Genomic DNA, 15,498 nt, shown 5'->3' with positions numbered 1-15,498 from the left:
TCGTGATCTTGCGCTACCCCCTGGCCTGTCTGGCTACTGCCACCTTACTGGCCGGCTGTGTGTCACCCGCTGCCAACATGCAACAGGATGATGCCCTGCTGCGTGAAGGGCTCGCGGGTACCGGTAACCAGCGCCCCTTGACTCAGGAGCCTTCTCCCAACGTACCGGCCGCATCCGAAACAGTGCCAGAGGCGCATGCATCCAGCCAGATTATCCGAGGCACTAGCCGTTTTATCGACCGTCAGGATGAACGTGCCCCCCCTTCCGTGGCAGTATCGCCGCAAGATGAAGGTGGCATTGTTTTTAATTTTAACAATCAGCCCATACGAGCGGTTATTAACAGTATTCTTGGCGACCTGCTTCAGGAAAACTACACCATCGCTCAAGGAGTGAAGGGCGAGGTGACATTTTCTACCTCCAAGCCTGTCGCCGAAAGCGAAGCACTACCGATCCTTGAGACATTGCTGTCTTGGACCGACAATGCCCTGGTTCGCGAAGGTAATCGCTACATGGTTGTCCCTGCCAATATGGCGGTACCTGGTCGTCTCGTGCCTTCTTTGGGAATTCCTGAGCCTGGCAATGGATTATCGGCCCGCCTGTTCGCTCTCGACTACATCTCAGCAGTTGAGATGCAGAAATTGCTCAAGCCCTTCGCGCGTGAGAACGCCTTCCTTCTGGTCGACCCCTCACGCAACATGATTGCGCTAGCGGGCACTCCTGAAGAGCTGTCCAATTACGAACGCACCATTAATACATTCGATGTGAACTGGCTTGAGGGAATGTCGATTGGCGTCTTTGGCCTGCAGCGTGCCAGTGTCACTGAGCTTATACCCGAGTTGGATCGTCTGTTCGGCCCGGAAAGCGGCACCCCGCTGGCCGGTATGCTGCGTTTTCTTCCCATCGAGCGGACCAATGCCGTCGTAGCGATCTCACCACAGCCCGAGTACCTCAATGAGGTACGTCAATGGATTGAAACGATTGACCGAGGGGGGGGTGACGAGCCGCAGATGTATGTCTATGACGTACGCAACATGAAGGCCTCCGACCTGGCCCGGTACTTACGCCAGATTTACAACAACGAGCCCGTCACAGAGGAGCCCGAGTCTCAGGTGCAACCTGGATTGCGAACGACTACGTTATCGAATGGTACTACTGGAGGGAATCAGAACCGTGGCTTAGGAGGATTAAATAATAATGGTCTCGACTCGCTGGGGAGCACTGATGTGAATTCCACCGGCATGCAATCCGATAGCGACAATGACGAAGATAACGCGACGAGCAATCCAAACGGCAATGATTCCGGTGTGCGTATTACCGCACAGAGAAGTAGCAATCAGCTCATCATTCGCAGCCGTCCTTCGCAATGGAGCGAGATCCAGTCGGCCATCAAGCGACTGGACAATCACCCGATCCAAGTACAGATCGAGACGCGAATTCTGGAAGTCGGCCTGACCGGAGCATTGAATCTGGGGGTGCAATGGTACTTAGGCAATCTGGCGGGTAACTCAGACACGACCGGCGTGGAAAATACTTCGGGCAGTCAGGGCGCTTTAGGCCAGGGAGGCGCAGCGCTAAGTTCATCGGACGCGCTGTTTTACTCCTTTGTCAGCAATAACTTGCAGGTCGCATTGCACGCCTTAGAAACCAGCGGCAATACGCGCGTGCTCTCAGCCCCCTCTCTAGTTGTCATGAATAACGAACAGGCGCAAATTCAGGTAGGCGAAAACATCCCTGTTAACCAGACGTCTGTCACGACTTCTAGCGACTCGACCTACAGCAGCGTGGAATATATTCAAACAGGCGTGATTTTAGACGTGACGCCTCGGATCAATCCGGGTGGCTTAGTGTATATGACGATCCAGCAGCAAGTCAGCGATGCCAGTTCGACAACGGATGCCAATGGCAACCCCACCATCTCAACTCGCGCCGTTTCAACGCAAGTGGCCGTCCAAAGTGGGCAAACCGTACTGCTGGGTGGATTGATTCAACAAAGCGATTCAGAAAGTGACAGCAGTGTGCCTTATCTCAATCGTATTCCTGGCCTACATTGGCTCTTTGGCAGTACGCAACGCAGCAGAAACCGTTCAGAATTGATCGTATTGATCACACCAAGGGTTATTACTAACAATAGCCAAGCCAGCCAAATCACCGATGAATACCGGCAACAGCTGCAACTCATTCAACCCATTCAACCGGCCAACCAAGTCGGCCAGGTACGTTGAAAGTCAGAGCGGGCCACTAGCCCCGTTCAGCTTTGGTGAATGAACTGACTTACAAAATATCTCTAGGAACGGGTTCGTTGTACAGGCAGGACCTAGTGAAGGCAGGGATAAAACGTTTAATAGTTCATTCACGTTCTCGGCACGAAGATAAAGATTAAAGTGCTCAAGAACTAACCTGTAAATGATAAAAGATTAAGCTTGGCTCTGGTGAAGAGCCAAGCTTAACTTTTGTGCGACTAGTTATTTAGCCAGACCGTATCCTACAGAATATAAAGGTGTTCTATCCCCTTGATAATCTTCTGATTCACGATTGATGACCTGTTCCATAGAGGCAGGTAAGTCAACAGGTAGTGTCGCTTCAAACTTACGGGACTTAATAAGCGCATCGAAAAGATTTGCATCCGATATACCGAAGTTCCCAATAAGTGCACTTACCTTATCTTGCATCTTGGTCAAAATTGCAGGTCTGTCTAGATAGACAGTTACAATGGTAGGCACTCCCTTACTGCTAGCCTCATTAACCATCATCAGATCTGCATTATCATCGGGATAATCAAGAGAGCCCTCATGCTGGCTTGACCCGAAGAGGTAACCGGGATGCAGTGTTTCATAGGGCGCTGTTGATCGAACGATGGCGAGATCGGCATCTTCCAAGTTATCAACGACGCTCAAGCCTGCATCACGTGCCGCATCAGCATCAATATTATAGAGATAGATTTTCTTGTTTTTGCCGATAGGCAAGATATCGTCATTCTTCAGCAACACCAGTGAGTTCTTCTGTGCGGCATCAGCGGCATCCTGATGTGCATCATTGCCTACTATACTCGCTGCCTTAGAGGCGTCGACATAAGGATTCTCGAACAGGCCCATCTGAAACTTCTGGATCAGGATCTTTAATGCCGACTCCTCCAGACGCTTTTCAGTCAGCTTCTTATCCTTTACTGCCTCTACCAGAATTTCACTGTTATCAACACCACCAAACTGGTCAATGCCAGCATTGACCGCTTTTACGAAACGTTCTTCTTCGGATAATTCCTCGACACCCCATGGCATGCCTAACGAGTAATTTTCGCCACCCAGGACGCCATTCTCACATCCACCACTGCAGTCATTGGTAATCAGCCAGTCACTTACGATCACGCCTTGGAACCCATACTCTTCACGTAAAAGATCCGTCAGCAAGAAATGACTGAAGCCCGCGCCTACTTCTTCATCGATAGTACGACCACGGTAGGTTGCACCCTGAAGAATCGAATAGGTCGGCATTACCGAAGCAACGTTAGCGTCAAAGGCACCAATGAAAGGAGTAATGTGCTTGCGGATATCTTTGCCGTGGAAGTCAGCATATTTACCGTAAGGATTATGGCTATCCCAACCATCTTTGGCCTCGCCATATCCCACCCAATGCTTTACAACCGTTAGAACACTCCCATCATTCAAAGAATTGCCGTTTTGCATTCCGAGAACATAAGCATTGACTAGTGTCTTAGCTAACTGCTCATCCTGACCGAATGTCCCGTTACCACGCGCCCACCTTGGTTCGCTATAAAGATCAGCTTGCGGTGAAAGTGCAGTATTTATACCAACAGCTAGATATTCTTGGCGTGCGATGTCAGCGAATTCTTTGACAACATCAGGATCACCTATGGCGCCTAAACCAAGTGCCTCTGGCCATTTAGAGAAGTAATCAGATTCAACGCTTGCCCCTTCGGTATAAAGGAAGGAGTTACGAGGATCGGTGCTAATACTTAAAGGTATGCCAAGCCGTGATTGCTCAGCGATCTGCTGTAAGCTGTTATTTTCCTCTGCGAAACTCGTGGGTTCTATATCCAACCGGGTAATAAACGTATTCACCTTTTTGTTATTGATGATATCGGATATATCATCAATATCATATGTTGTATTACCGTCTGAGTCGGTGACGGTTGAAAAAGTACCGTGCATCATGACACCAGCCTTTTCTTCCAATGTCATGTGGGTTAGCAAGTTTCTAGCACGGTCTTCCGGTGTAAGTCGCCAGTCTTCATAGCGGTTCACACGGCCATCACGATTCATGTCTTTAAAGGTTAAGTTACCAATTTTAAGCATTGGTAACCCAGCCATACTTACGAGTTTAACTTGCTGGTAAGTATGGTTAACTTCGAATTTAGATTTGCCATCAGAATAAGAACTTGTTATTTCAGCATTAGTTTGCTCAAATAAATTAGATAGTTTATTTGTATCCAATCCATACATGTTCGCTATTTTAGCGTAAAATTGTGTAAATATACTTGAGATATTCGCTATATCATTTTGATTTTGTGCGGAGACACTTGCAGATAGGGTAGCTAACCCAATCAGCGCTAAGGTTTTTTTCATCAGCGATTTTCTCTTTATGTGTGCAGAAAGGTTAATAAGCGCCTAATAGCCCACCCCTAATTATAATTAATTTTTTAAGGGAGTAAGCAGTACCTTAGTCTTGTATGCCTATTTCACAATGAAAATACTTTTACTTTTATTGTCTCCTTTTATTCTTGTCTTACCCAGCAGATGCTTCATTGTTCGGATGTTTAGAGCGGTTTTACGTGCACAGCTGCTTCTGCAGCGTTGAGAAAATTTAATTAAAAAATAAATTTATATGATTATTCCTATTGTGAATAAAAATTTCCACCTACTGGTAAATAACGCAAATTAACTCTAATTAATTAATATTTCATTAACTTACTTAAAATAACAATTTATTTTTATGGCATGTTAAGCCAAGAAATAAACCTCAAGCCTCCTTGTATCAAATAAAAAATGAACACAACAAATAACTCACGTCCATTTGTCTTAATCAGCAAGACACGCACGCTTCAGCTAATTAGGAAGTTTTCATAGTCATTTATTATTAAAAAGGAGCCTCGTAGCAAGAGGATTCCTCATTCCAAAGACAAGGAGCAGGACATGTTTAATATTTCAAAATTAAGAAATATCGATGTATCCGTAACCCTCGCCGATAATTATCTCGGGAAAGTATTTAATTATTTAGGTAATACTATAAAGGATAATAATTATAGCCCTTGGACGTTCTCCCCCCTAGAGGTGAAAATGCACTTGGAGGCTATCATAACCAAGCTCTCCGAAATCCATAACGACCATACCCAGGACTGTGATGACGAGCAGCCTAGCAAGGAGGATAGTATTTCATTCACACCGGGTGATACAGCTATTACCGTTAATGCTTCTGATTATTCTCATGCATCTACATTGAATTTCATGGCCAGTGATCCAGGTATGATAACCAACTTAACAGGGACGAGAATTCCGCGAATGGGGAAAATAATAATGATCTTAACCTCACGATCAATCATCTAAGCGATGCTCAGATTGTTACCGCCTACGACGGAGGTACTGCTCGTATCAAAGCGGCAGATGATGCCAAGATAGCTCATGTTTCTACGAATTTTGCGGTTAATGGCGCTGAAGCCAATGAAACACTGACACTTAGCTTGGTTGGCAGCAACATTACTATGCTGGAGCTTTCTGGGAATGGACGCATAGCTGTTGATGCCACTAGCGCCGAAAACGCACCTTTTACAATTATCGATGCTAGCGAGCTGAGCGGCGGGCTCTCTTACAGTGCTTCGACAGATGTGCAGGAAGTGATTAATTTAGCGGATGTCAGCAATGGCGAACCAATACCTCAACCGCCTTTGTATGGCAGTATAAAACTGGAGCCTATCGGACATGATGTTCTAGATTTCAGCGGCGAAGCCTCAACCTATGGGCTTGACGGCGACGGTATTGATACTGTTTACGGTTTCGATACAGATGATGACTCTTTAATCGTTAATGGTGAGGCTATTACTGCTCAATATTCGTTGGATTTGGGCACTATTTTAAATGGTGCCGAAACATTAGAAGAAGCCTTCAAAGCCGCCTCTGAAGCCAATAATGGTGACAACTATCTACCTTTCGTTTTTGGCGAAAGCGATGATTTCGATCTTTATTTATATAAAGACTTGGGAACTGATGGCTTGGATAGTGATGATTTCGCTTTACACCTAACCAACCTGAAAGGTGAGGCGGGACTATTAGGCATGAAAGATAATCGAGATTTCATTCCATCAGGCGATAACGGATTTAATAATCCCAATCAGTTTAGTTCGTTTAATATCGTCGATGTCGATAGTGATATCGTTAACGGCACCGAATATGCACCTGATAATTTCGTTTTTGATACCGAAGACCTTGTTTTTGACTCACGTAACCCCGATGCTGCCCCCAGTGTTACTATCGCAAATTTCGAGCCGAACTACGATACGCTAGATTTCTCTGCACTATCCGAGGTTCAAAGTGCTTATCCTTTTGGAGACCCGGTCAGAACAGTGGTCGGTGTAACCAACGATGACGGCGAATATGCCACGGTATTCCTGGCAGGGATCCACAAATTCAGCCTGAATCTTGAGGATAACTTCATCTTTGCATCTTGATGAACAGTAAAAACCCGTATTGCGCTTTAGAGGCGGTAGGCTAGATTGAACTTTACGTGCATATTACGCTCATCAGATAGCTCTGATGAGCGTTTAAACTCATGAACTTAAAATATTTGTCTGAATTTCCATTCATATAACAAACAACCTGAGCGAGGAAGCAGTTAAAACGCTTATTTACTTTTGCTTTTCAGGTAAACGTTCAGGCAGCTTTAGAAGATGTTCCCCGGCCCCCAAACGTGATGAGATAAACTGCCTATCTACTGAGTCAGTAGCAGCTTCGCAGAGAGCATTTATGATACGCTCCGCGTGCAACTGAATAATCTTTAGCTGTTCTACATCGGCAAATAAAGATATTGTTTTCAAGGCTTTAATTAGGCCCAAACAAACACTTATATCACTTTTTCCATAGTGAAGTATTGGAGATAGTACACGATATAGCAGACTTTCAAACTGTTCTTCTGGCCAAGTCACTCTATGAAAACCTTGCGTATCCACGAGCGTATTATAAGGTTGTATCTTCAACCGCTGGCATAGCAGTTCCGTAATCTGATGAATACATAAACGAGCGGTGCCTGGATCATTGATTCCTGGAGATAACGCTTTTATTGCTATTTCCATTAGCTGGGTTAATCCATTAATATATAATCCTTTAATGGACTCCCCTTCTACGTACTCAAGCCGTGATAACGCAGCTTCACACCATTCTTCATTAGGCTTTTTTTGGGTCTCTACCTTTAATAATGGAAACTCACTTACAGTATAGTCACCAAAGCGAAAGTTAAGATGTATGACTGCTTCGGCTTTCTCTGCAAGCTTTGCCAGTTCCTCGAGCTGAGCACTTTGTATATAGCCACTTTGACGTGAGTAAACTGTGTAACATTTTTCTTGATTAATCTGTTGAAAAGCAAAACAACGTTCATACGATGAATTTCGTACAGATATTAAGAGCTGCATTGCCTGTTGCGTAGAACTATGTATCCCTTGTGTTATTGCATTAATCTGAATTGATTGTGAAACATTGTGAATGAAATAAACAAACAGCACCAAGCAATTTACGACCATGCCAGTACCCAGATAGACAGCAAGTGAGCGCCATAAATCAGGCGTTTTACCTTCTACTGGTACCATAAGCAGAATCAAAATAAACAGGATTGTCCCAAGATAATGCCCCAATACTTTTTGATGCCTTCGTTCAGTAATTAGCCCAAAAACCAGCTTGTGTGAAAAGTTTCCACCAGCCTGAGACAGTACTGTCATTACCATTGAGAAACTAAACACTAAAAGCGAGATCATACCCGCAATGAGCGTTGCCAAAAGCGTTCGGGCGGTATCGGGATCATCGAAATCGAATATGTTCAAGAAGTCGGGTAGATGAGACTCGTCTATTTTAAATGAAATCGCCATTATCCCTAAAGACAGATATACCAAAACGATTAAACTCGTCAGATAGGCAATTGTCTCTCGAAAGTTTTTCATGACTCTAATGGGCCATGTCAGAAAAGAAAGCATTTTTTATCCCATAAATATAAAAATATGGTGGACCTAGCTTTATCCATATTCTTTTGAAGGATCGCGCCATCATACTTTGGCTACTTAGCCAGCGATTTTTAATGTCGCGAAGAAGCTTTTACATCTACTCTGCTATTCAGTGATAGGCAACACGGTCACTCGAAATTTTCAGATAGAGTGCACATGTAACAGCTTCATTCAATCTCAGATATGCGTTAAGCGCGTTAAGAAGCAGCCTGTTTTATCAGCTCTAGATATAGGTGCTGTCATTTTGATCAAGCTCCGCAGCAATATTTGTCCTCCTTCTTGCGTATAGGAGCACGCTAGCCCATTTGCCGCGTTTCGAGGCCATCGTCTTCTACTCCATTTTTAGTGTGGTTTGGCCATTTGCGGGTCGCGAGAGCGGCCCGTTTCTGTTGAGTTCAACCGAATGCTTTCTATTAGTTTGCTAAATAAATAATCAACCCCTCCGCCTGGATTAGCTTTACGTTACTAATAATCTATTTTCCTTTTTTATCGACAACCTATTACTGCCCCTGCCTAAAGAGTGCTTAATTACCTTTTCTGTGATGCTGGAAAGTTAGTTACCAAAGGCATTTAAGCGCCGTTGCGTTCATACAATCAATTTCAGCTTGCCAGCTCAAAACATATGGATTCACTAACTGAAATTTTTATTTTTTTATTGAATGCTTTTCTTTCATAACTAAGCTTAATTATAACTTAATAAGAAACGAAGGGACCCGTTATGTGGGGTTGAATTAAATCAGGGCCAGCGATTTCGAGGGCGCTGGTGTTGATTATTGGTTTAGTTCTTGCCATTGGGGGCGCACAGCTTCTTGCTGCAGGAGGTAGTGCTTATTATCTGTTGGCTGGCATTGGTTACATTCTAACCGGAGCCCTGATGAGTGCAGGGCTTCGTATGGCACTAGGCATCAACGCCATCATTTATATAGCTACCTTAATATGGTCCTTTTATGAGGTCGGATTACATGGATGGAAGCTGCTGCCGCGGCTATATATGCCGACCATAATAACCCTTTATCTTATGATGCCATGGGTATGGACAAAGCTGGGTAAGCGGGGACCGCAGGCCAAACGTTCCATTAAAAATGCAGAAAAGAGCAGTTTAGTACTGGCAAGTATTCCTGGTATCGCGGCGCTGATAGTGGCTCTAACGGGTATAGGTGCCGCTACCTATGCTTACTGGCAGGTCGACATGCCGGCAGCTCCTGTTGCCGCTGTTGATAATAGTTTCTTTGATGCTAAAGGCATGGCCAGTACAGGGATTTATGATGGCGATTGACATGATTATGGTCGTACTCCAGCCAGTGATCATTATTCGCCTTCAAAGTAGATTACCCCTCAAAATGTTGCCCAGTTACAAGAAATGTGGCGTCACCGTACTGGAAACCTTAATGATGAGGGATCTGGTCATCCGGCTTTTGCTTATGAATCAACTCCACTGAAGATAAACGATACGCTCTATTCTTGTACGCCGCATGGCTGGATCGCTGCAGTTGATGCAGTAATCGCCAACGACTGTCTCAAGCCCTACGCCTTTTAGCTTGGATTTTCCTCTGCTTGTTCGGCTGATCCAGTCTTTTTTGACAGGCAGACTTCGCTGCTACATCCAGTATCACTCGGTGGGAAAATTTTTAAACGGCCTCGGCCAGGGAATAATTCTTAACGGAACAACTCGAAACCTCTAGCTTTCACCGTCTCCACGCGCTCAGAATGCCCTGCATACACGCCAATTCTCAGCCCAGGGTCCGATCCGAGTGAATCGATCAAGGTAAGGAAATAAGTCAATGTCTTCAACTGATCCCCGTCTCGACATGGATGACGCCATGTGGCGTACCCTTAATCTGTACCATCAGCGTATCGACGCCGAACGTCAAGGAAGCGGCGGCCCCCACCGCCACATGGCCGTCGGGCCGGCGGCCGGACGACTCATCAATCTGTTGGCGAGCAGCCTTGATGCTCCGCAGATCCTCGAGCTGGGTACGTCCCTGGGCTACTCGACGATCTGGCTTGCCGATGCTGCCCGCGCCACGGGAGGGAAAGTCATTACCATGGAGTTAGAAACCGAGAAGTCCGCCCTTGCCAAAGAGATGGCCGAAAAAGCGGGACTCGCCGATTGGGTTGACTATCAAGTGGGTGATGCACTGAAGTTGCTTGACATCCTCGATGGCCCTTTCGACTTCGTGCTTATAGATCACTGGAAGGATCTTTACCTGCCGAGTTTCGAAGCGTTGCTCGGCAAGCTCGCACCAGGTGCAATCTTAGTGGCGGACAATATGATCCGAGGTGGCAGAAGCGGCGGTCAGACGGCGTACGCTGCTGCGGTACGGGCAACACCCGGCATGACTAGCGTGCTATTGCCGGTGGGCTCTGGGCTGGAGGTTAGCCGCTACGAGCCATAGTAAAGCCGCAAACGGGCGTTAAGATTCTCTAATGCATGGCTCAAGGCATCTGTCCTTGAGCCTACCGGATCACTTCTCACTGAAGAGCGCGGAATCAGCATTATCTCCTCCATACATACCCTGTCAGCTCAATTCGAACCATAAATCAGACAGGATCTCACGGGGATTCATAGAATTTCCGCGCCACATCAGCCTAATCAGAAGCCAGATAGAAAGAAGTATCGCTTGTCCCTTCTAGCACACCAAAGATGCCAGATTGAAATCACAACGCGCAGGCGAAGAGATCTGCGGATCCTTATTACCACGACCTTCTTACTTGCACCGCTGGGCTTACCCGCCTAATTTTTAATATCTTAAGTTTGATTTATGCCTACTGGGCCTATTCATGACGTTGCTCTCCAAACCGAGTGCAACACGCATGGCGGGATTACCTCTTACACGGTTTTTATCCGCTCAAGCAGATAGAGTTTTCCACTCTTTATAAGACTCATACGACGACATCAGAACTGGGTTATGAGAGCACCCTCTGGGCATATCGAAAATCATAAATCATCACGTCAGGTTCATTGACAGAGATGGGGTAGAAACATGGACGTATCAGAGCTAACGCCCGTGAAAGCACAAAGACGAAGCTTTAGGGAGGCGCGCATCGGTAAGCTCGTTTGTATTAGCGCCCTACTACTCGCCACCAGCGTTATTGCAGGATGTACCAACGATCACATCAGCTTCCTTAATCCGCAAGGTCCCATTGCCGAAGCTCAACGCAATCATTATTGGATTATTGTGGCTGTGGTCATGATTGTTGTATTGCCAGTTATCATCCTGACGCCTGTAATCGTGTGGCGCTACCGTTATGGAGGCAACGCTACCTATCGACCCAAATGGTCGTTTTCCTGGACGATAGATATTCTTATCTGGGGTATCCCATTCGTCATTGTGGCCGTGCTGAGTTTCTTCCTGTGGTCGGCAACGACGGCACTTGATCCCTATAAGCCGCTTTCATCCACCAAACAACCACTCAGAGTTCAAGTGGTAGGTATGGATTGGAAATGGCTGTTCATCTATCCCGACCAAGGTATTGCTACCGTCAACAGGCTTGTTTTCCCCGCTAATCGTCCTGTCGCCTTCGAGCTGACCTCCGCCACGGTCATGCAGTCATTTTTTATTCCCGCACTTGGCAGCCAGATTGACGCCATGAATCGGATGGTCACGAGACTACACCTTATTGCAGACAAACCGGGCAGTTTCCAAGGCAAGAATATGCAGTACAACGGCAAGGGCTTCTATAAGCAGCGTTTCACCGCGCTGGCGGTCAATGACGACGCCTTCAATGCCTTCGTCAAAAGTGCACGCGAGGTAGGGCGCCCGCTCAATCAGAAACAATACGAAGTGCTTGCACGCCCCAGTACAGGGGACGAGGCCGCCAAGGCACTCGGCGCTAGTTGGGTTGGCGGCGCGATTCGCTTCTCACAGGTGCCAAACGGCCTGTTCAGTACCATAGCACAGGGGCCGTCTATCGATTGGGATGCTCTTGATAATGCTTCGAGTGTAAATCGCAACGCAAGCGCCTCCGCCATGAGGAATGAGCACGCCATGGCGGCACGCGATAACGATAAAGTGCCAGCACGCAACGGGGAGATCGCACAGTGAGTCATTTCCTGGATATGCTATTTGGCAGGCTCGGCTGGGACGCCCTGCCCTTCTGGACAATGCTCCAAGACCATTCGACCCTCAGTATCATAAACGGTGTGATCGCCACTGCCGCCGCCTCGATGGTCGTGATCGGCGCGCTCGTTACCTTCGGGCTCATCACCTGGTTCGGCAAATGGCGCTTACTATGGTCTGACTGGTTGACCAGCGTCGATCACAAGAAAATCGGCATCATGTTCATCGTGATTTCCGTGGTCATGCTGGCACGGGCGGTTATCGAGGCGTCGTTCATGCGTGCCCAACAGGCTGTTGGGCTGGATGGCGGCTTTCTTACTGTCGATCATTTCGGTCAATTTTTTACCACCCACGGCACAATCATGGTCTTCTTTATGGCCATGCCTTTTCTTACCGGTCTTATCAACTATGTCATGCCGCTGCAGATCGGCGCGCGTGATTTGTCCTTTCCAGTAATGAATTCGATCAGCCTGGGTCTCACCGCTGCAGGCGCAGCGATCGTCATGATTTCACTCATGTTCGCCCCTTTCTCTACGGGCGGCTGGAGCGGCTATCCGCCTTTTACAGAGCTGGCCTACAGCCCTGATGCCGGGGTGGATTACTGGATATGGGCCGTCACGCTTTCGACCCTGTCCTCGACCTTGTCAGGCATCAACTTTGCCGTGACGATCTACAAAAAACGTTCGCCGGGCATGCATCTTTTCCGTATGCCTCTTTTTTGCTGGGTCTCTCTATGTACAGCAATTCTGATGATATTCGGCATGCCGCCGCTTACCGTGGCGACCGCTCTACTCGCGCTGGATCGCTATCTCGACTTCCACTTCTTTACTACAGATCTTGGCGGCAACATGATGAATTACGTCAATCTGTTCTGGGCCTTTGGCCACCCGGAAGTCTACATCCTTATCCTGCCAGCGTTTGGCACCTTCTCGGAGGTATTCTCAACGTTCTCCGGTAAACGGCTCTATGGCTATAACACCCTCGTGATCGCAACGATGGCGATTGCGGTGTTGTCGTTCACCGTCTGGCTGCATCACTTTTTCACCATGGGGCAAAGTGCGCATGTCAACGCAGCGTTCGGCATCGCCACCATGCTGATCGGCATTCCCACCGGCGTGAAGGTCTATGACTGGATGCTCACCATGTACCGCGGTCGCATTCGCATGTCGGTACCATTGGTCTACGCGCTCGGTTTTATTGTCCTGTTTGTCCTCGGGGGGCTCACCGGCATCGTGCTCGCTAACCCGAGTGTCGATTATCAGGTTCATAACTCGCTGTTCCTGGTGGCCCACTTCCATAACATGCTCATCCCCGGCACGCTGTTTGGCATGCTCGCTGGTACCAACTTCTGGTTCCCGAAGGCCTTCGGCTTCCGCCTTGATGAGCGTTGGGGATACCGCGCCGCCTATTCTTGGATCATCGGCTTCATGCTTGCCTTCTTCCCGCTCTATGCCCTCGGCTTGCTGGGCATGCCACGCCGAACGGTCACCTTCTTCGAACCAGCCTACTTGCCATGGACAATTGCCGCCGGCTGCGGAGTGATCTTCATTCTGTTCGGCGGGTTTAGTTTGTGCGTTCAATTGTGGCGAAGCATTCGTGAGAGACACCTCAACCGCGTCCCGGTCGGGGATCCTTGGGACGGTCGCAGCCTGGAGTGGTCAATCTCAGCGCCTCCTCCCGAGTACAATTATCCGGTAATTCCGCAAATATATAGCCGCGACGCCTTCATGCGCGAGAAAGACGAAGGCACGCCTTATCAGCGTCCCGACCGCTATCAGGACATCGAAATGCCTGCCAATAGTGCGATGGGCGTTGTCATCGCGGCCACGGGCTTTCTGATGGCCTTCGGTCTGACCTGGTACATGTGGTGGCTGGTCATCGCATCTGGCGTGGTGGCACTGGTGGCGATTATTTTGCGCGGTTTTGTTCGCAACACCAGCCGCATTATCAGCGCTCGTGAGGTTCAAGAAACGCATGAACGCTGGCTGGACATCGTCAACCATACGCCCGGCGTCAGCCGCGCACAGGAACAGACGACCGCCAACCGGGGCCGCGCGCTACCGCCGATCAACGGAGCTTCACAATGACTACGCCCACTTCGCGATATCCGGGTCTCAATCTTGGCAAGGGCCATGCCGAAGCTGACAACGCCTGCGAAGAGCTCGTTTTCGGTTTCTGGGTGTTCATGATGAGCGACCTGATCCTTTTCGGCCTCTTGTTTGGCATTTATGTCACCATGCTAGGCGCAACGGCGGGCGGGCCGGGGCCTCACGAACTTTTTGAAATGAAGAGTGCTTTCATCGAGACGATGCTGCTGTTGACGAGCAGCTTCACGTTCGGCATGGCCTCACTGGCGCTAAAATATCGTCACGACAAGGGCCGGCTGGTCGCATGGTTGGTCGTGACCTTGCTCCTCGGGCTCGCCTTCATTGCCCTTGAGTTACATGACTTCAGTTCAATGGCGAGCAAGGGCGGAGTACCCAGCCGCAGCGGCTTTCTCTCTGCCTTCTTCGGCCTCGTGCCACTACACGGCTTGCATGTCACTGTTGCCTGTCTCTGGCTGGTCGCTCTTCTGGCTCAGATTGCTATTTATGGTCTGGATAAAGGCGTCAAGACGGGCCTGATACGGCTCGGCATTTTGTGGCACTTTCTTGATATTGTCTGGATCGGTATTTTTTCGCTGGTCTATCTGGGAGGGCTGACATGACGAAGCGCACGCTATCAGCGGAGCAGGAAAATGAGCGACAGTATGAGTTGCGCACCTACATTCTGGGCTATGGCCTTGCGCTCATTCTGACGCTTATCCCCTTTGCACTTGCCGCTTGGGGCAGTCTGTCGCGCATGACGCTATGGTGGGTAATCGGTGCCTGCGCTCTGGTGCAGATTGTCGTTCATTTCCGCTTTTTCCTGCATGTCACCCTAGCCAAGAACAAGCGCGAGGATCTGCAATTGATCCTGTTTACTGCGCTCATTCTTATCATCATGGTAGGCGGGACCCTCTGGATCATGTTCAACTTGTATAGCCGCATGATGCCGTCAATCATGCCTTGAATAATGGAAGTGGCGTCACCTTTTCATCGAAGCTCTTTATCTCGGTAATCTTTGGAAACACCCCGCCTCGCAGGGCGGGGTTGACATGCTCGCCATTGAACAACGCCTTGTCATTGTTGCGCTGGCTGATAACGACTGAGAGCTTATTTAACTTCGCCGGACGCGTGGTTA

12 protein-coding genes are annotated in these 15,498 nt (G+C 48.2%); 10 read left to right on the top strand and 2 right to left on the bottom strand.

Features of this window, described 5'->3' with window-relative positions:
- Positions 1-2: 2 nt before the first annotated feature.
- A complete protein-coding gene (gene gspD / locus C3Z11_RS10060; RefSeq protein ID WP_262927341.1) occupies positions 3-2,222 on the top strand; it encodes a type II secretion system secretin GspD in 2,220 nt (739 codons plus the stop codon).
- A 240-nt stretch (positions 2,223-2,462) separates the two neighbouring features.
- Here gspD and C3Z11_RS10055 read toward each other — a convergent pair whose 3' ends face one another.
- Positions 2,463-4,580 (bottom strand): glycoside hydrolase family 3 protein, encoded by a 2,118-nt coding sequence (locus tag C3Z11_RS10055; RefSeq protein ID WP_106477829.1) that lies wholly within the window; start codon positions 4,578-4,580, stop codon positions 2,463-2,465.
- Between the two features lie 567 nt (positions 4,581-5,147).
- Between C3Z11_RS10055 and C3Z11_RS10050 the strand changes: the two genes are divergently transcribed.
- Together C3Z11_RS10050 and C3Z11_RS10045 are read left to right on the top strand one after the other, a co-directional pair.
- A complete protein-coding gene (locus tag C3Z11_RS10050; RefSeq protein ID WP_106477828.1) occupies positions 5,148-5,558 on the top strand; it encodes a hypothetical protein in 411 nt (136 codons plus the stop codon).
- 155 nt (positions 5,559-5,713) lie between these two features.
- A complete protein-coding gene (locus C3Z11_RS10045) occupies positions 5,714-6,676 on the top strand; it encodes a hypothetical protein (protein ID WP_158700992.1) in 963 nt (320 codons plus the stop codon).
- Between the two features lie 177 nt (positions 6,677-6,853).
- On the opposite strand, the gene C3Z11_RS10040 is transcribed toward C3Z11_RS10045, so the two are convergent.
- Positions 6,854-8,155, bottom strand: coding sequence for a DUF2254 domain-containing protein (locus C3Z11_RS10040; RefSeq protein ID WP_158700991.1), 1,302 nt, complete (start codon positions 8,153-8,155; stop codon positions 6,854-6,856).
- An 823-nt stretch (positions 8,156-8,978) separates the two neighbouring features.
- Here C3Z11_RS10040 and C3Z11_RS10035 point away from each other — a divergent pair.
- The 7 genes from C3Z11_RS10035 (at position 8,979) to cyoD (ending at position 15,327) form a co-directional block, all read left to right on the top strand.
- Positions 8,979-9,491, top strand: coding sequence for a hypothetical protein (locus tag C3Z11_RS10035; RefSeq protein WP_106477825.1), 513 nt, complete (start codon positions 8,979-8,981; stop codon positions 9,489-9,491).
- Positions 9,492-9,542: 51 nt separating this feature from the next.
- On the top strand, positions 9,543-9,752 hold the full coding sequence (locus C3Z11_RS17355) for a hypothetical protein (protein ID WP_449577915.1): 210 nt from the start codon (positions 9,543-9,545) through the stop codon (positions 9,750-9,752).
- A gap of 244 nt (positions 9,753-9,996) precedes the next feature.
- On the top strand, positions 9,997-10,611 hold the full coding sequence (locus C3Z11_RS10030; protein WP_262927340.1) for an O-methyltransferase: 615 nt from the start codon (positions 9,997-9,999) through the stop codon (positions 10,609-10,611).
- A 612-nt stretch (positions 10,612-11,223) separates the two neighbouring features.
- On the top strand, positions 11,224-12,261 hold the full coding sequence (locus tag C3Z11_RS10025; RefSeq protein WP_158700990.1) for a cytochrome ubiquinol oxidase subunit II family protein: 1,038 nt from the start codon (positions 11,224-11,226) through the stop codon (positions 12,259-12,261).
- Positions 12,258-14,363: a cbb3-type cytochrome c oxidase subunit I gene (locus C3Z11_RS10020; protein WP_262927339.1), complete on the top strand. Its 2,106-nt coding sequence runs from the start codon at positions 12,258-12,260 to the stop codon at positions 14,361-14,363. The genes C3Z11_RS10025 and C3Z11_RS10020 overlap by 4 nt, the downstream gene beginning before the upstream one ends.
- Complete coding sequence (locus tag C3Z11_RS10015) at positions 14,360-14,983, top strand: cytochrome c oxidase subunit 3 (protein WP_106477823.1); 624 nt, start codon at positions 14,360-14,362, stop codon at positions 14,981-14,983. The genes C3Z11_RS10020 and C3Z11_RS10015 overlap by 4 nt, the downstream gene beginning before the upstream one ends.
- Positions 14,980-15,327 carry a cytochrome o ubiquinol oxidase subunit IV gene (cyoD, locus tag C3Z11_RS10010; RefSeq protein WP_106477822.1) on the top strand — a complete coding sequence of 116 codons (348 nt, stop codon included), beginning with the start codon at positions 14,980-14,982 and terminating at the stop codon, positions 15,325-15,327. Before C3Z11_RS10015 ends, cyoD begins: the two co-directional genes overlap by 4 nt.
- Positions 15,328-15,498 lie beyond the last annotated feature (171 nt).

This window comes from Phytohalomonas tamaricis (assembly GCF_003012345.1).
GTDB lineage: Bacteria > Pseudomonadota > Gammaproteobacteria > Pseudomonadales > Halomonadaceae > Phytohalomonas > Phytohalomonas tamaricis.
The sequence above is the reverse complement of the archived record's forward strand: the minus strand, read 5'-3'. Positions and strand labels throughout refer to the sequence as shown.